This window comes from Cupriavidus malaysiensis (assembly GCF_001854325.1).
Classification (GTDB): domain Bacteria; phylum Pseudomonadota; class Gammaproteobacteria; order Burkholderiales; family Burkholderiaceae; genus Cupriavidus; species Cupriavidus malaysiensis.
Genome location: NZ_CP017754.1, coordinates 1867300 through 1884683 on the forward strand (window position 1 = coordinate 1867300; position 17384 = coordinate 1884683).

Below are 17384 nucleotides of genomic sequence, written 5' to 3' on the forward strand. Positions count from 1 at the left end.
CAGGCGTCCGCCGATCCCGCACCCAATAAAAAAAGCCGGCCTCGCGGCCGGCTCTTTCTTTCAGCGTCTGGCTGGAATTACTTGCCAGCAGCAGCCGATGCGTCAGCGGCGGGAGCCGATGCGTCAGCAGCCGGAGCCGAGGCTTCAGCGGCGGGAGCCGAGGCTTCAGCAGCCGGAGCCGAAGCGGCTTCAGCGGGAGCGGCAGCAGCGGGAGCCGAGGCTTCGGCCGGAGCAGCAGCTTCTTCCTTCTTGCCGCAAGCGGCGAGGGCCACGGCGGCCAGCAGCGAAGCGATCAGGAGAGACTTCTTCATTGTTCGTCCTTTAACTTTGTAATGACGGAAAACAACCAGGCGATCAATAATTACCGGTAATTATCGCTCTTGTACTGCAAAATAGAGGCCCTCCCGGGTGCCAACAAATGCAGTGGTACACAGTACTAGCCAGCCGACGATTATATCCGCGTTTTCCCGCCTTGTGTAGCGTGGAAATCTGGGGATTCCAGTGTTACGCATTATTACAGTGCTGCTGGCGCCAGCAGCAGCCAGCCTTCCTCCAGCCAGTGATGAAATGTCTCCATCAGGTCGGGAAGATTCGCGCTGGCAGCCACGTCGGCGGCGCTCAGGCTGCGCCGATCCGCCAGCTTGCGCAGCCATTTTGCCAACTCCGCGGGTGGCTCGTAGGCCTCGCCGTTGAGAAAGAAGTGGTTACGATCATAGAGGGCGATCGAGGCAGGAGCCAGCACGATGCCATGAATTCGTGCCAGTTTTTCGAATTTTCGCAGGGAGATCGATGAGGGCTCGCGGAATTCGACGGTCGGCTTCGGCTCGGACAGGTGGGCACCGAGGAACTCCGAGACATCGGCCTCGGACCAGCGCATTGCCTTGAGCCGCGTGCTGACCGCACGCACCAGATCGGCGGGCATTTGCGCAGGATGCTCAGTGGCGTTTTGTCCAGCGTCGCTGTAGCGTCCCGACAACGCTTCATTGTCCTCGACGGTTTCCGACAGCCAGGCCAGGAAGTGGCCGGCAAGTTCGCGATAGGCGGGAGCACGGAATCCGATCGAACAGGTCATGCACTCGCCTTCGGCGATACCGTCATGCGCATACTGCGGCGGCAGGTAAAGCATGTCACCCGGTTCCAGCACCCATTCCTGTTCCGCACTGAAGTCGGCCAGGATCTTGAGTGGCAGTCCGGGAATCAGCTCCAGCGCGGTCTGCGACGAGATACGCCAGCGCCGGCGGCCGGAGACCTGCAGCAGGAAGACATCGTAGGAGTCGAAGTGCGGGCCCACGCCGCCACCGTCGGTGGCATAGCTGATCATCAGGTCGTCGAGGCGCGCGTCCGGCACGAAGCGGAATTGCGCCAGCAGCTCGGCGGCTGCATTATTGTGGAGATTCACGCCCTGCACCAGCAGCGTCCACTGGCGCGTCTTGCGCGAGGGCAGGTTGTCGGCCGCGAAGGGGCCGTGTTCGAGCTTCCAGCGGTTGCGGAAGTGCGTGACGAGGCGCGATTCGACCTCGTCGCGATCGGCCAGTTCCAGAAGAGACTCGGCCGATACCGGGGGCACGATTCCCGGTACGGCTTGTCGAATCAACAGCGGTTTACGTTGCCAGATATCGCGCATGAAGGCAGCCGGCGTCAGGCCGCCCAGCAGGTCCAGCGGCTCGTCCGGGTCGATGGGGCCGGGCGGCAGGGCCTGCGCGTATAATGCGGAATCGTTCATGGAGTCAAGAATTGAAAATCGCTAAGAACACGGTGGTGTCCGTGGTGTACAAGCTGTCGGACGCGCAGGGCAATCTGATCGAGGAGTCGGACGAGCCCATGGTCTATTTGCACGGCGGCTATGATGGCACGTTCCCCAAGATCGAGGAAGCGCTGGACGGCCACGACACAGGCTTCGAGACCCAGCTGCAGCTCGAGCCCGAGGATGCGTTCGGCGATTACGATGCGGAGCTGGTCAAGGTAGAGCCGCGTAACCGTTTCCCGGAGCCGCTCGAAGTCGGCATGCAGTTCGAGGGCGTACCCGAGGACGGTGACGACGACGATTCCATCATCTACACCGTCACCGACGTGGCCGAGGACAAGGTCGTGCTGGACGGCAACCACCCGCTGGCCGGCATGGCGCTGCGCTTCTGGCTCAAGGTGTCGGAAGTGCGTGAGGCGACCGCCGACGAAGTCGAGCATGGCCATGCCCATGGCGCCTCGGGTGTGGAAGTGGTCGACGAGGACGAAGACGGCGAAGAGGGCGGACGTACGCTGCATTGATTCCGCCGCAAGGCGCGCATCCACCAGATCGGGAAGGCCGGCCTTGCGCCGGCCTTCTGCTTTGGTGCGGCCGCGTCATCGCGCCGTCGCACGATCGCAGCGCCGCGGCCGGTCGGGCTCAGTCGCCGTCTTCGCCCGTGCCGCCGGGCGCATCCTTGACGCTCACGCTGAACAACTCCGGTGAGGCCGGCGTGATGCGCAACTCCGCCCATTGTCCGGAGGCGCCCGTCGGCAGCGTGATCCGCTTGAAGTTGCGCAGGGTCTTGCCGTTGGCATCGCGCAAGGGCGTGTCGATGCCGAAGCCCTTCAGGCTGGCATGGATCAGCAGCACCTGGCCGCGGAAGCGCGCCGTCAGCTCGCGCAGCTGCCGCTTGAACTCGAGGAAGCCATCGCGCTTGCGGCGGCTGACGAAAGCATCGAGCAGGGTAGGCCTGCCGCGGTGCTCCCAGCCGTTGCCGAATTGCGGGTCGCCGTGCACGACCAGCACGAGGCCGGCCAGGTTCTGCTGCTGCGCCAGGAAGAAGGCGCGCGCCAGCCACTGGTGGTTGGCTTCGCGCCGGTCCTCGAATTCACCGTTGCGCCCGCCCTCGGCCAGGTAGTGGTTGTTGTCGCCGGGCAGGTTCATTCCCACCATCATGACCGGACCGGCGCGCCAGCGCACGTTCTCGCGGAAGCTGCGGAAGGTGGCCTGGTCGGATTGCCGCATCAGCGGGATGGTGCGCTGGCCGAGCGAGGCATCGCTGGCGTAGAACAGTTCGCGCAGGCGGTTCAGCCGTTCGAGCGGGTCGAAGCTGCCGCTCGCCGCACGCTGGCACTCGGCCCATTCGGCCTCGCCTGGCACATAGACGAGTGGTAACGGTGAAGCGTCGAGCAACCGTTCGCGCGCATCGAGCACGTGGTCGCCGCAGCTTTCGGTGTCACCCTTGATGCCGCCGGCGTGGACCACGAAGTCCAGCCGCTGCTCGCCCAGGCTGGCCAGCAGCCGGCCGACCGCGGCTTCCGCCGCCGGCCACTGCGGCTGGTCCGCCAGCAGCGCCACGCGCACGATCGGGCCGGTCGGGGCCGTCGGGGCCCCGTGGCCGGCCGCTGGGGCCAGGGCGGCCGCCAGCGCCAGCGCGCCGAGCAGGTACGCCCGGGCGCGTGCCACGCCGCGACGGTGGCGAGCAGCCAGGCCCGGCCGTGGCCTGGCGATCGGCGTCATGCGCCAGCGGCCATCTCGACGGCCAGCGCCTTGAGCCGATAGAGGGCTTCCAGTGCATCGCGCGGCGTCATGCTGTCCGGGTCGACGCCCGCCATGGCATCCAGCAAGGCCTGCGCCATCGGCGAGCCGCCGGGTGCCGGCGAGACATCGGTCTCGGCATCCTGCTCGTCCTCCGGGGCCGGCGGTGCGGCGAAGAGGTCGAGCTGGGGCGTCGGCGTGGCATCGGCGGATTGCTGTTCGAGCCAGGCCAGGTGCTTGCGCGCGGCGCGGATCACCGCTTGCGGCACGCCGGCGAGCTGGGCCACCTGCAGGCCGTAGCTCTGGCTGGCCGGCCCGTCCTGCACAGCGTGCAGGAACACGATGCCGTCGCCGTGCTCCACCGCCGACAGGTGGACGTTGGCGGCCTGCGGAAACTCCTGCGGCAGCTGGGTCAGTTCGAAGTAATGGGTGGCGAACAGCGTGTGGCTGCGGTTGTGCGCCAGCAGGTGGCGCGCGATCGCCCAGGCCAATGCAAGGCCGTCGAAGGTCGAGGTGCCACGGCCGATCTCGTCCATCAGCACCAGGCTGGAAGGCGTGGCGTGGTGCAGGATGCCCGCCGCCTCGGTCATCTCCACCATGAAGGTGGAGCGCCCGCCGGCGAGATCGTCGGCGGCGCCGATGCGGGTGAAGATGCGGTCGATCGGTCCGATCACCGCACGGCGCGCCGGCACGTAGGCGCCGACGCAGGCCAGCAGCGTGATCAGCGCGGTCTGCCGCATGAAGGTCGACTTACCGCCCATGTTCGGGCCGGTGATCAGCAACAGCTTGCGCGCCTCGTTGAGCTGGCTGTCGTTGGCGATGAAGGGCACCGACTCGGCGGCGAGCTGGCCCTCGACCACGGGATGGCGGCCCTGCACGATATCGATAACGTTCTCGCCGACGCGCTCCGGGCAGGTCCAGTCCAGCGTCTGCGCGCGCTCGGCCAGCGCCGCCAGCACGTCCAGCCGAGCCAGCGCACCGGCGACGCGCTTGAGTTCGCCGATGTGCGGCAGCAGGTTCTGCAGCAGGCCGTCGTAGAGCAGCTTCTCGCGCGCCAGCGCGCGGTCCTGCGCCGACAAGGCCTTGTCCTCGAAGGCCTTCAGCTCCGGCGTGATGTAGCGCTCGGCGTTCTTCAGCGTCTGGCGGCGGCGGTAGTCATCGGGCACCTTGTCCGCCTGCCCGTTGGTCACCTCGATATAGAAGCCGTGCACGCGGTTGTACTCGACGCGCAGGTTGGCGATGCCGGTGCGGCTGCGCTCGCGCGTCTCCAGGTCGATGAGAAACTGGCCGCAGTTTTCCGAGATGTCGCGCAGTTCGTCGAGCGCGGCGTCGTAGCCGCGCGCGATCACGCCGCCGTCGCGGACCGCGGCGGCCGGCTCCTCGGCCACCGCCGCGTGCAGCAGGTCCAGGCAAGCCTGCGGCACCTCCAGTTCGCCCACTGTCAGCGCCAGCAGCGGCGCGCCGTCGTCGGCCGCCACGCAGGCCGCCACCTCGGGCAGCGCGCGCAGCGTGTCGCGCAGCGAAGACAGGTCGCGCGGGCGGGCGCTCAGCAGGGCCAGCCGCGCAGTGATGCGCTCTACGTCGGCCAGCCGGCGCAGCGCCGTGCGCAGGGTGTCGGTGCCTTGCTCGATCAGCGTGCCGATGGCCTGCTGGCGCGCGCGTGGCTGCGCGGCGTCGCGCAGCGGATGGTGCAGCCAGTGGCGCAGCAGCCGGCTGCCCATGGTGGTGGCACAGGTGTCCAGCAGCGAGAACAGGGTCGGCGACTCGCCGCCGCGCAGTGTCTCGGTCAGTTCGAGATTGCGCCGCGTGGCGGTATCCAGGCCGACGAACTCGGACTCGCGCTCGACCTGCAGGCTCTGCACGTGGCGCAGCGACTGCCCCTGCGTGTTGGCCGCATAGTTCAGCAAGGCGCCGGCGGCGCCGATGGCCGCGCCCAGGCCTGCGCAGCCGAAGGGGTCCAGGCTGGCCACGCCAAGCTGCTCGCGCAGGCGCCGTGTGCCGGCCTCCTGGTCGAAATGCCACTCCGGCAGCCGCGTACGCGCGCAGCCGAGCGCGGGCAGCTCGATGCCATCGGCATACAGCACCTCGGCCGGGCGGATCCGCTCCAGCTCGCGAGCCAGCTGCGCGACCTCGCACTCCATCAGGCGCAGCTCGCCGCTGGCCAGGTTCAGCCAGGCCAGCCCGATCTTGCTGACGCCGCGGCGCGTGGTCTGCTGGTGCACAGCCAGCAGGAAGGTATCGGACTTGTCCGGCAGCAGCGCCGCATCGGTCAGCGTGCCGGGGGTGACGATGCGCACCACCTTGCGCTCGACCGGCCCCTTGCTCGTTGCCGGATCGCCGATCTGCTCGCAGATCGCCACCGACTCGCCCAGTTTGACCAGGCGGGCCAGGTACTGGTCGACCGAGTGGAAGGGGATGCCGGCCATGCGGATCGGCACGCCGTTCGAGGCGCCGCGCGCGGTCAGCGTGATGTCGAGCAGGCGCGCGGCCTTCTCGGCATCGTCATGGAAGAGCTCGTAGAAGTCTCCCATGCGATAGAAGAGCAGGGTATCGGGGTGGTCGGCCTTGATGCGGAGATACTGCTGCATGTAGGGCGTATGGGCTTTTACCCCGTCCGTTCCATCGGGCTTTTCACGGTCTGTTTCCTTCAACGCCATACTGGGCGGGCCTCTCCAAGGGTTTGATGCTGGTGCGTAGCGTGGCATTTGCCGCCAATAGCCCGCACCAAAAAGTATGCCGGGCGTATGCCAGTGTAATAGAATCGGCTTGCGAGGTCGTTTCTGGGCATACAGGCTTATCCGGGCATACAAATCATGAAAATCGAGATCACAGCTACCATCGCCAGCGCGTTGCACATCGACGTCCGACCCGAGGTCGGCGTGCCACCGGACAAGTGGCCGGCGAACCCGGATCGGCAACCGTACGTGGTCACCGACGCCATTGGCCCTACGGGGTTCGGCATCAAGGTGACCGCGAGCAACGCGTCGTTCATCGTTCAGAAGCGGGTGCGCGCATCCGGACCGGGCGCGGTGATTCGCGCGACCCTGGGCCGCGTCACGGAGATGACCGTTCAGCAGGCGCGCAAGAAAGCGCACGAGGTGCTGGACGGCATCGTCGAAACGGGACGGGCACCGGGCCCGGACAAACGCAACCGCGACGAACGGGATCTGACGCTGGGCGAAGCGCTGGACGTTTACAGGCACGACCTCATGCACCGAAAGCGCCCGGCGAAAGCCAGTAGTTTAAGGTCTTACGACAAGGCCGTGCGCAAACTCGAGGTTTGGAAGAACAAACGGATCAACGACCTCCTGGACGATGAGATCGTCGACGCTTTCGAGGCGATCAATGCGAAGGCTCCCACGACGGCGGAGCAAACCTTCCGGTGGGCGTCCACCGCGGTGAACCATGCGGTGGAGAAGGAGGCGCGCATGGCCCAACGTCGGGCCGAGCGCCCGGTGCTGACCTACAACCCGTTCAACATCCTCAAAAACCGGTACCGCACACGCCAGGAGCTGGAGAACCACTACAAACTGACGGGTCGGCGCCAGCCGCTCACCCTTGAGAGGAGCATGGGTCCGTGGCTGCGAGCGATCTACCACCGGCGCAAGGAAAACCGCACCGGTTGCGATTACCTGTTGTTGGCGACCCTCTGGGGGTGCAGGTCGCAGGAATGCTCCGACCTCATGTGGCTGGACCAGATCACGCCAGAGGAGGCCGCGCGGGTGTCGTTCGTCGATCTGGAGAACGGCTACGTGACCATGCGGGACACTAAGAACCGCTTGGATTTTGTCCTGTGTATTTGCCGGGGAGCGCGCAAGATCCTCGAGGAGCGTCTGGTGATCCGGGACCAGGAAGCGGCAGCGGACCCGGATCCGTTCCGTCGGGCGTCCCGCAAGCGTTGGGTTTTCCCACCCCGGTCGGAGTCGCGGTTGCGCAAGACCCCCCACTACAAGGACAGCAAGTCCCTGCGGACCTACCTATGCCGGGACGCTGGGATCATCAAGTGGACGATCAAGACAGACCCGGACGGCACCCGTTTTCAGGTTCCGGTGTCGGCGCTGGGTATGCACGACTTGAGGCGTACGTTCGGTGGTGTTACCGACACCCTTCATTTCAGCGAGGAGACGACCAAAAAGCTGCTGAATCACTTCGTCAACGCCCGGTCCCAGACTGACCAGCGGATCGCCAAGGAGGATTCCGTCACGCCCAACGTCGCGCGCACGCTGCAAAACAAGGCGGAGTTGTCGAACGTCACGACCCGGTACACCATCCCGGATGCTGAGCGTCTGCGTGAGGCAATGCAGACGGTGGAGTTGACCATCCTATCGACCTACCCACCGTTCTTCAACATGCTGATCGCCACGTCGCCGGACATCACGCCGATGACCTTGTGGGAGCCCGAGCCGCTAAAATGGCCGAGCCCACGGCCCGGCATTGAGGTGCGAGGGCTGGACAAGGTGCCGCTGGACGACGAGGACGACGACGAGGAAGAAGCAGCATGATCAGCATCGAAATGCTGGACGACGAGGTGGCGGTCCGGCGGATGAACGTCGCGGCGTCGCTGCACGACGAACAGAGCGTGAGCGAGCCGGTGGCCGCCCTGTTCCTGGGGCGCTCCGCGCGCACCCTGGAACGCATGCGCAGCGAGGGGCGGGGGCCTGTCTACACCCAGGCGAAGCAGGAGGACGGTCCTAAGCACACCGGCCGCAAGCCGTCGGTCACGTACCTCATGCGGGATCTGCGGGCTTGGCGCGAGAACCACAAGGTCAACAACCCGCGCGAGGCGACAGTTCGCGACCGCCGGGCCCTGCGCTTCGAGACCATGGCGGATCTGCTCGACGACCAACCGTGGTTCGCCAAGGTCGGCACCGACCAGTTGGTGGGGCACGCGTTGACCGGGCCGGAGGAACTTCTGGGCGAACGGCTCGACGACAAGTCGTTGGAGGTGGTTTGGCTCCCGATGCCGGAAGCCATGGCACGACCTTGGCCGAACCTGCGGGAGCGCACGCCGTTCCACGACGCGTACACCGAGGTGCTCGGCGAGGCCATGCGCCTCAGCCAGGTTCGGCAGGACGATGCGGTCCTGCGGGCGGAGTTCGACGCGCTGGACGACGAGCGGGGCGAACCCCTGCCACCGGGACCGGGGCGCAAAACCTTCTGAACCCCGAACCCCAAAACCCCTGGATGCTTCAACGACAAACGACCCGAACTCGGGGCGTTTTCACATCCGGCGCGGGCCCGTGGGCACGGCTCAGGGGGCGATGAAGACCTCCTGCTTCCAGCGCAGCAGGTTGGCGATCGGCGCGGTGCCCGCCACGTACGGCACCTTCGTGACCGGGAACGCGGCCTTGCGATACGCCCACACGTTCGCGAAGGGACCCGTCGGGCCCTCGCCGCGCACGATGGTCACGGCGTAGGTCGTCTTGTCGAAGGTCGCCTGATTCGCGCTCGCTTCGCTGGGAGAACCCAGGAAGAACAGCAGGTCCTTCGCGGTGGCGGACACCGCTTCGTCCGTGGCGCCCAGGGGCTGACCGATCCCCACGATCGTGTTGCCCAGACCGGTCACCGCCAGGGCGCTGGTTTCGTACGCGCCGTCGTTGGCGTCCGGGTGCAGCCCGGCGATCACGTGGAGGTTCGACGCGCCCGGCACGGGGATGGAGCAGGGGAGCTGCTCGGGCGTGGTGCTCTTCGAGCAGCGGGCCGGCAGCGCTTCACCGAGCACCAGACCGTGCACGAAGCCGGTGGTGAGGAAGCTATAACCATCGGTGGGGAGGAAACTGTAGCCCTCGACCGAGGCCTGACCGTCGGCGGTCAGTTGCTGCGGCGTCTTCAGATCGTTCAGCAGGGTGTACGGCTGGGGTGCAGCGATCGCGGCCCCGTTGACCAGCGAAGCGGCGAGCAGTGCGGCGGTGATGGTCGTTTTGAGCATGAAAGGGTCTCCTCCCGAGTGATGCCCGCGCGACGGGGCGGGCGTCCGTGATCCACATCTAGCAGCATTGCCAGGGCTGTCAACCCGTGCCCTGGCATGGACAAACGCCCACCGAGGTGGGCGTTGTGCTCGACGTCGGGCCGTGGGTCAGAACCCGATGTTGACCCCACCGCCGACCGCGACGCCGGCCGCACCGGTGGCGCCCCCGACGTTGAGGTTGACCACGGCGTTCGGGCCGAACCGGTGGAACACCTTCACCGAGTAGCCGAACTGACCACGGAAGTTCGCCACCCCGATGGCCGCCTGGGTGTCGTGGGCGCTGTCCGGGTTGTACATCGCGGACGCAGCCGCAGCGGACATGGCCCCCACACCGTCGATGCGGTTGCTCAGGTCGTTCATCCCCCGGTTCACCGCGTCGAACCGCTGGTCCACGCTGTTCGAGAGGGCGCCGACCTGCTGATCGGTGTAGCTCTTCGACTGGGACAGCGTCTGGGCGGCCTGCTGGTCGGTGTAGGTCTTCGACTGCGACAGGGTCTGGGCGGTCTGCTGGTCCGTGTAGGTGTTCGCGGACTGCAGGACCGTCGTCGCATCACCCGAACCGGAACCGGTGGTCGGGATCTTGGCGATCGCCTGATCGGTGTACCCGTTGGCCGACGTCACCGCAGCAGCGGACTGCTGGTCGGTGTAGGTGTTCGCCGAGGACACGGCTGCAGCGACCTGCTGCTGCACGTAGGCGGCGGACACCCCCGAGGACGTCCCTTCGGCAGCTTCCAGAGCGGTGACCCGGGTGCCCAGCGAGGACACGGCCTGGTTGGTCGCAAAGAGCTGCGAACCGTTGACCGCGTTCGTGCTGGTGGCGGTGAGCGCACCGGGTGCCACGTTGGTGAAGATCACCGGCGTGGTGGCCCCGACGCCGCCCAGCGTCACGCTGGTCTTCGCGGAGCTGTCGTACGACACCGCGTTGGAGGTGGCGCTGGTCACGTTGGCGAGCGCGGCGGTGAGCTGACCCACGTTCACCGCGTCGGTGCTGCCCGTGCCGGCGGCCACACCAGTCAGGGTGCGCGCACCGCTGGTCCCGCTGATGTCCACCGTGGTACCGCCGGTCGACGCGCCCACCGTGATCGTCCCGTTGCCCGGGGCACCACCGGTCTGCTGCACGAGGCCCACCGTACCGTTGCTCAGGTTGGTGTTGATCGAGGTGATCGCCGAAGTGTTCGACGCGATGGCCGAGGTGTTGGTGCTCACCTGGCTGGACAGCGTCGACACGTTCTGGTTGGTCGCGTTGAGCTGCGAACCGTTCACCGCGTCGGTGCTGGTCGAGGACACGCTACCGGCGGCCACCCCCGTGAGGGTGCGCGCACCGCTGGTACCGGTCAGGTCCACGGTCGTGCCACCGGTGGAAGCGCCCACCGTGATCGTCCCGTTCGTACCGCCCGGCTGGGCCACCAGGCTGGAGGCGCTGGTCAGGGCTTCGATCGCCTGGGTGGCGGCGTAGAGCTGCGACCCGTTCACCGCGTCGGTGCTGTTGGCGTTCACCTGGCCGGCGGCCACGTTGGTGATCGTGCGCTCACCGCCCACGGTCCCCACGCTGATGGTGCCGGTCGGCGTGGCGCCTGCGAAGGTGTACCCGGTTCCCCGGATCGTCATCCCGGAGGTGCCGGTCACGGAGTAGGTCGTCGAGCCGTTGCCCAGGGCCACGCTGTAATCCTGCGAGGCGTTCGCCTGGTAGCCCAAGGACACGCTGTACGCGCCGGTCGCGCGGGAGTTCGCTCCGGCGGCGATCCCGTAGAGACCGTACACCATGGCCGACGTACCGACGGAGATACCGCCCACCGCGAAGACACCGGACGACTGACCCACGGCGATGCCGTTGGTGGACCCAGCGGCGACGTTGGCGCCGTCGCCGAACGAGATGGAGTAGTCCGCAGCTCCGACAGCGTTGGTCCCGACCGAGACCGAGTTGGAGCCCGAGGCGCTGGCACCGCTTCCGCCGGCGAACCCGTTCACACCGCTGGCCGCGGCGCCGTCACCGAGCGCGGTGGCACCGGTGGCTGAGGCATTCGACTGGTAGCCGACGGCGGTGCTGTCCTGGGCGGTGGCTTGCGAGCTGGTGCCCACGGAGGTGCTGAAGATGCCGGTGGCCGTGCTGTTGGCCCCCGCGGCGACGCTGGAGTTCGCGGCGGTCGAGCTGTTGCCCAACGCCACCGACGACGAGTCGGCGCTGGCTCCCGTGCCTTGCGCTACCTGGGCTTGGGCCGAGATCGACGCGAAAAGCGTCAGCGCGGCCAGCGCCAGAGACGTGCGGCGCAGGGTGGAAGGGGAAAATGCAAACATCATGTGTAGGTCTCCTCAAGGTTGGTGGTTGGAACGACGGACAGCGGGTGAAACGAGATGCAGCGATCGGGTGGCTAGAACCAGGACGACGGGATGGCGATGCGGCCTTGGACGCCCACGAAGCCGTAGATGCCGGCACGCTTGACGTTCGGCACGGCGATGAGGTTCACGCCCCACTTGTGGTCGTGCTCGTAGGAGAGCAGGAGGCCGGCGGCGGGCATGAAGCCTCGAGGCTTCTGCGTGTTCTCGGTGCGATACCGGGTGGATTGGAATCCGCGAACGGGGTCGGTGATCGTGTAAGGCACTTGGACGGTCGTGTCTTCGAGGTAGCCGCTCACCACACCGGCGACCGGGCCCAGGTTCACGCGATCCTTCGACGTGATGTCGAACTGAAAGGGCGTGTAGCCAGCGAGGAAGAACGTGCTGTTGCGCCAGATCGAGTTGTGGTACTGGCCGACCATGATCCGGAACACGTCGTTTCCGGCCTCCAGACCCAATCCGAGGTTGTTTTCATTGAAGTGGTAATCCTTCACGGCCTGACGGTCGAAGTGGTACGCGTGCAGGTTCGCGTCGACGTACACGTGCCACTCCTTCGAACCGGTTGCGTTGAACGACACGCGCGGGTAGAGGGTCGGCGTCTGGGCCACGGGCTCCTGCACGTAGCTCACCACCGCGTCCTGCGGCTGACCGGCGCTGTCGGCGACGTTGCGTTCCGCATCGCTCTGGGCGAAGGCGGGCAGGGCTTCCAGCCCGGTGAGCATGGCCATGGCCAGCGCGTTGAGCTGCTTGAGGCGGTACTTGGTCTTACGCGTCACAGTTCTCCTCCCTCGACGATCCAGGGGCCTCTCCACGGGCCCGACCTCCTTGTACTTAGCGGGTCATGGCCGCGTGTCAATACCTTCTGGCGAAGAATCCAACACGTGCCGGGGCACGGGTTAACCGTTCGTCTGAGGATGGAAAAAACTTTGTAAATCCGGGGCTTGTATGGCGCTTTTGCTGTTGACCGGTCTGGTGATCCTGCTAGGTTGAAAAGTGAAGGACCTCAAAACCACCGCGCCAACGATGCGCACCCGGAGATCCCCGATGACTACCCGCAACGGATACACCCCAGAAGGCATGTACGACTTCTCGATCCAGCCGGACGAGGAGCTGAAAGCGATGATCGGCAAGCCGATCGAGGCGCTCGTCGAGATGCTCGAAGCGATCTTGGTGATGCTCACGATGAAGTTGCAGCGCGAGACCATCGCGTTGCAGGCGGAGCAGATCCGTCAGCTCCAGCAGCGGCAGGCCTGGGTCACCGCGAAGCTGGTGCGGGTCCGCAAGCTCGAAGCCGACGGCGTGACGATCGTGCCGCGCGACGTGCTGACCACCGAACCGCAAACCCTGGACGTCGAGGGGCGGCGGATCGACGGTGGGCGGCGCAAGTTCAGCATGGCGGACGTGCGGGCCAGCCGTGGTCCCCGCATCGACCCGGTGGAGCGGTCGACCGAACCCCGGAGCCCGGCACCGCAGATCACGATCCCCAGCGCGTGCAGCCTGGGCAACCGTCTGGACACGCGCTCGACCATGGCGCGCTTCGAACCCACGTCGCGGGCCAGCACCCTGGCTTACGACACGGACAACGGGGTGGAGGCTTACCGTCCCCGTTCACGGTTCAGCCCGCGCTGAACCACCACGGGCCCCGCGCTCTGGGGCCCTTCACCCACCGTCGCCAACAACACGACAAGGAGGCGATCACCACTGCACTTGGAGGACCGATTGAACCCCTCGCTGAAACCCATTGCCCACCGCCTGGTGGCGCTCACCGCAGCCTGCCTTGCTGCACTCGCGCTTTGCCCCAGTCCGCTCAAGGCCGTGCCAGGGCACATCCATGAACCGGCGGCCATCGCGATTCCCCAACCCGCATCCTTGGTCGACGTCCCGTCGGCCTTTGACGAACCCGCGCCCGTGTTCGACGCTTCGCCGCGGCTGACCCGTTTCACCCGCATGCCCGAGCGCATGGTGGGCGCGTTCTGGCCCACGGTGGCTGGGGTGGCGCAGGTGGTCGTGCCGCGACCGGTGTTCCGCGTGACGGAGCAGCAGCTCCTGGCGGTGGCGCCCACGATCAACCCGGACGCGTTGCACCTGGCGATGCGGGCGATGGAATGCGCAGCGAAGCACTACGGGGACAAGGACCGCCTGGTGGTGATCGACTACTCGTTGCCGAGCACCGCCCGGCGCCTCTGGGTCTTCGACCTGCGCAACGGCAAGCTCCTGTGGAACGAGTACGTCCTGCACGGGCGCGGATCCGGCGCGGGGCTCTACGCGCGGTCCTTCTCGAACCAGCCCGACAGCGAGCAGTCCAGCCTGGGCCTGTTCGAGCTGGGCAGTCCGTTCAAGAGCCAGTTCGGCCCGGCGATGAGCATGGTGGGGCTGGAGAAGGGCATCAACGACCACGCGGTGGAGCGGGGCATCTGGTTGCACGGCACGGACTACGTGAACGACGAGCGGGCGGCCACAGGCCACGTGTCGCAGTCTGAGGGGTGCGCGGCGGTGCAGCGGGGCGTGATCGTCCCGATGATCGACAGCCTGAAGAAGGGGGCCTACCTGTTCTCGTTTTACCCCGACAAGAAGTGGCAGCAGGCGTCCGGGTTCCTGACGGGGAAGCTCTGCTGATCGGGGCTCTTGCCGCCACGATTCGACCTGCTACGTTGGAATCGACCACCACCCAGAACCGGAGGATCTGATGACCACCACCCGCAAGACCCCTCGCAGGAGCGCCACACTCCGCATGCAGCCGGTGCTGCACGACGCCGTGACGGCGGTTGCGCGTCAGCACAACCAGAGCCTGAACGAGCTGCTCGTGAAGGTCCTGTCGGACCATCCCGAGGTGCGGTGGTGGGTGGCGTTCAACGAGGCCGCGCCCGGCACGCAGCCCCACCAGGCGCAACGGCTGGCCCAGTTGCACGTGGACATCGACCGGATCCTGGGGAGCGTGCGATGAGCATGTGGACCGCGAAGCAGGAGGAGGCCCTGGCCACGATCGTGGCCAGCCTGGTGGCCGAGAAGGTGGAGGAGCCGGCGGTGGTGGACGGGCTCGACGCGGTGTACCCGGCGCTGACGGTAACGGTGGGCGTCACGCTCAACGGCCGGCACCACACGATTCAGGCGACGGAGCAGCCGGGCGAGGGCTGGTGGGCCATGTTCGCCCGGCATGGGCGCCTGGACGCTCTGCAGACGTCGATTGACACCGGGCCGGCTTGGGAGGCCTTGAAGCAGCAGATCGGGGACGACGTGTTCGGCGGGGAACTGATGGCGTTCGAGGACATTTTCTTCGCGCAGGACGTGCGCAACGCGATCGAGGCCCTGGCCAGCGAGGCGGCGTTCGAGCACCACCAGCGGCATCACGTGGCGCGGGTGCACTCGGTGAAGCAGGAGATGGACGCTGCACGCTGGCAGTGACGGCAGGACCAGGCGGGGAATGGGAAAAGGGGCCGATGGCCCCGTTTGCATGTGCTGGTGGAACGATCAGCGGTTGGTGTTCTCGCCGGCGTCCCGCGCGTCGTGCTCAGCACGCGCGTTCGCGAGGTTCTGGCGGAAGCGCTGGGCCAGGCTCTGCCCGCCGAACAGCGAGCTGGGGGTGTTGCGAAACACCGCGACGAGGACGGCGAGCAGGACGACGATGGCGATGGCGTAAAGCATGGATGTTCCTCCCTGGGTGGTGCCCACCGGATGGCGAGCGATGGTCAAGAACTAGCAGCATTTCGAGGCGCGTAAAGTCCGTGCCCTGGCACGGTTTGGATCACGCGGACCGTTCGGGATCGGTGGTGCCCTTGGTCTCTGACGCAGAAGGGTCTCCAGGACGACTGGACCTGTATGCAGCCATCACGTTCAGCGTCTGCTGCATCCGGGCGCGGTCTTCGGGCGGTGCCTCGTTCCACACGCGCTCGCAGTGCCGCGGCCAGTCACCGCCGTCGCTGTAATCCCAGGCGTACGGGGCCTTCTCCTCCCCGGTTTTGACCCGCTCCATCCGGGCCAGCAGGGTCTCCAGGTCGCACAACGGGATCACGGCCCCTGTGTACGGTTCGGGGACCTGGCCGCGGTAGGCGTCCACGGACGACCAGGCGAGGATGAAGCGGCGATGCAGCACGCCCATGGTCCAGCGGAAGGTGACCATGTACGGCTTGCGGAGCTTGCGCAGGAGCCAACCGTCCTTGCGCTGGGCATCCAGGATCCGGAGCTGCTCGACCTGCCAGCGCACGTCGTCCAGGGACGACACGGTGTGGGGCGCGAAGTCCGGGCAGTGAACCTGAAACGAACCCTCGGCCCGCTCGTCCCGGGTGCTTACGATGACCATCCCGGCCACACGCGGGATGCGAAGGGCGTCCCGCTCGCGGCCCATCACCAGCTTCACGCAGGCGTCCGGGTAGGGGTAGCGTCCCTCTTCGCAGTTCGACACGTCGTTGATGGTCTGGGCGTCCATGCGCTCTCCTGGGATCAGGGGTGGATCAGCAGTCTTTCAGACCGAAGCCCGGGGTCCACGGCGTGCCGTCGATCCGGTCCATGGTCCGGGTGTCGTAGGCCTTCACCACGCCGTCGTCCGGGTCGTAGTCATAGGTCACCAGGTCGAAGACCTTGGTGGTCGCAGCGGACTTCGCCAGGCTGGCCGCGTCGGCAGCGCTGCGGCGACGCAGGGCGGCATTCACCACGGCGAGGAACAGCTTCGGGGAGACGTTGATCGCCTTGGCCTGGACCACGATGAAGCCGCGCATCAGCGCGAGGTGCTCTGGCTTGTCGGAGGTGATCAGGGCCAGCGCGGTGATCGGCGAACCGCCGGGGACCGGGACACGTACGCCCCGGGACACGAGGTTGCGGTAGTGGTCGATCGCACGGTCGATGGCCTCCTTCTGGCGCTCAGGGGCAGGCACAGCAGCGGTGGTGGCCGGGACGGTGGCGGGCAGGTTGTCGGGGATGAGGATCAGGTCGTTCATGATGCGGTCCGTGGGTGGTCGGGGTCGATCGTGGCGTAAGGGTTGGGTCGGTTGGGGAGGTTCGTTCGGATGTGCCAGGGCACATCTTTCTGTACCTCCTACTTTTAACCTAGCAGGACCTATTGGCTCGTCAAGAGTCATAGCCCATGTACGACGGACCAGCGCAACTATTTTTGAGGGGGACGAGGCGGCGCTCACCACCCGGGAAAACACCAGCGGGAAAGGCGGTGCCTCCGGCCCAGGACGCGAGCGAATCGACGTGCCCTGGCACAGGGGCGTCAGCAACGGGAAAGGGGCCGCTAGGCCCCCGGGGTGTTGATGCGTGGTCGACGCGCGATGCTGTTGCGCGGGTCCTGCCACCACCGTCAGTCCGTGGAGCGGGCCTGGCGTGCGGCGTTGAACGAGGCGATCGTGGCGCGCAGGCGCTGACCGGCTTCCGCCTGGGTGTACGTCGGGCGCGCCGGGCGGATCAGGTAGGAGGGCTGAGCCTCCTGGTCCAGCTCGGGCGGCAGCGGGCGCGAGGCGTTGCGACGGGTGCCCAGCACGAGGCCGAGGTACGCGGCGCCGATGACGCCGGCGACGATCAGCAGCGGGATGCCGGCCTGGACGAACAGGACGTCGAGCATGTCGATAACGGGGTTGGTCAGGGTGTGCACGGTGGTCTCCT

18 protein-coding genes are annotated in these 17384 nt (G+C 66.8%); 7 read left to right on the plus strand and 11 right to left on the minus strand.

What is annotated here, in order from left to right:
- Nucleotides 1-77: 77 nt before the first annotated feature.
- Nucleotides 78-311, minus strand: coding sequence for a hypothetical protein (locus tag BKK80_RS35395; protein WP_083384015.1), 234 nt, complete (start codon nt 309-311; stop codon nt 78-80).
- 203 nt (nt 312-514) lie between these two features.
- On the minus strand, nt 515-1723 hold the full coding sequence (locus tag BKK80_RS08155; protein WP_083384016.1) for a cupin domain-containing protein: 1209 nt from the start codon (nt 1721-1723) through the stop codon (nt 515-517).
- 11 nt (nt 1724-1734) lie between these two features.
- Between BKK80_RS08155 and BKK80_RS08160 the strand changes: the two genes are divergently transcribed.
- On the plus strand, nt 1735-2265 hold the full coding sequence (locus BKK80_RS08160) for an FKBP-type peptidyl-prolyl cis-trans isomerase (RefSeq protein WP_071012166.1): 531 nt from the start codon (nt 1735-1737) through the stop codon (nt 2263-2265).
- Nucleotides 2266-2383: 118 nt separating this feature from the next.
- Here the strand turns inward: BKK80_RS08160 and BKK80_RS08165 are convergent, their stop codons facing one another.
- Nucleotides 2384-3466, minus strand: a complete 1083-nt coding sequence (locus tag BKK80_RS08165; RefSeq protein WP_236903732.1) for a hypothetical protein — start codon at nt 3464-3466, stop codon at nt 2384-2386.
- Nucleotides 3463-6141 (minus strand): DNA mismatch repair protein MutS, encoded by a 2679-nt coding sequence (gene mutS / locus BKK80_RS08170; protein WP_071068831.1) that lies wholly within the window; start codon nt 6139-6141, stop codon nt 3463-3465. The genes BKK80_RS08165 and mutS overlap by 4 nt, the downstream gene beginning before the upstream one ends.
- A gap of 156 nt (nt 6142-6297) precedes the next feature.
- Between mutS and BKK80_RS08175 the strand changes: the two genes are divergently transcribed.
- Nucleotides 6298-7986, plus strand: coding sequence for a site-specific integrase (locus BKK80_RS08175; RefSeq protein WP_071068832.1), 1689 nt, complete (start codon nt 6298-6300; stop codon nt 7984-7986).
- Nucleotides 7983-8645, plus strand: coding sequence for a hypothetical protein (locus BKK80_RS08180; protein WP_071068833.1), 663 nt, complete (start codon nt 7983-7985; stop codon nt 8643-8645). Before BKK80_RS08175 ends, BKK80_RS08180 begins: the two co-directional genes overlap by 4 nt.
- A gap of 90 nt (nt 8646-8735) precedes the next feature.
- Here BKK80_RS08180 and BKK80_RS08185 read toward each other — a convergent pair whose 3' ends face one another.
- From BKK80_RS08185 to BKK80_RS08195, 3 genes are all read right to left on the minus strand, one after another.
- Nucleotides 8736-9413: a hypothetical protein gene (locus BKK80_RS08185; protein ID WP_071068834.1), complete on the minus strand. Its 678-nt coding sequence runs from the start codon at nt 9411-9413 to the stop codon at nt 8736-8738.
- Between the two features lie 147 nt (nt 9414-9560).
- Nucleotides 9561-11750: a beta strand repeat-containing protein gene (locus BKK80_RS08190; protein WP_071068835.1), complete on the minus strand. Its 2190-nt coding sequence runs from the start codon at nt 11748-11750 to the stop codon at nt 9561-9563.
- Between the two features lie 71 nt (nt 11751-11821).
- Nucleotides 11822-12562: a hypothetical protein gene (locus tag BKK80_RS08195; RefSeq protein WP_071068836.1), complete on the minus strand. Its 741-nt coding sequence runs from the start codon at nt 12560-12562 to the stop codon at nt 11822-11824.
- 268 nt (nt 12563-12830) lie between these two features.
- Here BKK80_RS08195 and BKK80_RS08200 point away from each other — a divergent pair, with 268 nt between their 5' ends.
- From BKK80_RS08200 to BKK80_RS08215, 4 genes are all read left to right on the plus strand, one after another.
- A complete protein-coding gene (locus BKK80_RS08200) occupies nt 12831-13415 on the plus strand; it encodes a hypothetical protein (protein WP_157903168.1) in 585 nt (194 codons plus the stop codon).
- Nucleotides 13416-13505: 90 nt separating this feature from the next.
- Nucleotides 13506-14402, plus strand: a complete 897-nt coding sequence (locus BKK80_RS08205; protein WP_071070756.1) for a murein L,D-transpeptidase catalytic domain family protein — start codon at nt 13506-13508, stop codon at nt 14400-14402.
- Between the two features lie 70 nt (nt 14403-14472).
- Nucleotides 14473-14730, plus strand: coding sequence for a toxin-antitoxin system HicB family antitoxin (locus BKK80_RS08210; RefSeq protein ID WP_150728469.1), 258 nt, complete (start codon nt 14473-14475; stop codon nt 14728-14730).
- Nucleotides 14727-15188, plus strand: a complete 462-nt coding sequence (locus BKK80_RS08215; protein ID WP_071068839.1) for a hypothetical protein — start codon at nt 14727-14729, stop codon at nt 15186-15188. The genes BKK80_RS08210 and BKK80_RS08215 overlap by 4 nt, the downstream gene beginning before the upstream one ends.
- Nucleotides 15189-15254: 66 nt before the next feature.
- Here BKK80_RS08215 and BKK80_RS36280 read toward each other — a convergent pair whose 3' ends face one another.
- The 4 genes from BKK80_RS36280 to BKK80_RS08230 form a co-directional block, all read right to left on the minus strand.
- Nucleotides 15255-15428 carry a hypothetical protein gene (locus BKK80_RS36280; RefSeq protein WP_157903169.1) on the minus strand — a complete coding sequence of 58 codons (174 nt, stop codon included), beginning with the start codon at nt 15426-15428 and terminating at the stop codon, nt 15255-15257.
- Between the two features lie 100 nt (nt 15429-15528).
- The gene (locus BKK80_RS08220) at nt 15529-16209 is read right to left on the minus strand and encodes a hypothetical protein (RefSeq protein WP_071068840.1); all 681 of its coding nucleotides are present in this window, start codon (nt 16207-16209) and stop codon (nt 15529-15531) included.
- Between the two features lie 25 nt (nt 16210-16234).
- Nucleotides 16235-16717 (minus strand): hypothetical protein, encoded by a 483-nt coding sequence (locus BKK80_RS08225; protein ID WP_071068841.1) that lies wholly within the window; start codon nt 16715-16717, stop codon nt 16235-16237.
- Between the two features lie 365 nt (nt 16718-17082).
- Nucleotides 17083-17373, minus strand: a complete 291-nt coding sequence (locus BKK80_RS08230) for a hypothetical protein (protein ID WP_071068842.1) — start codon at nt 17371-17373, stop codon at nt 17083-17085.
- Nucleotides 17374-17384 lie beyond the last annotated feature (11 nt).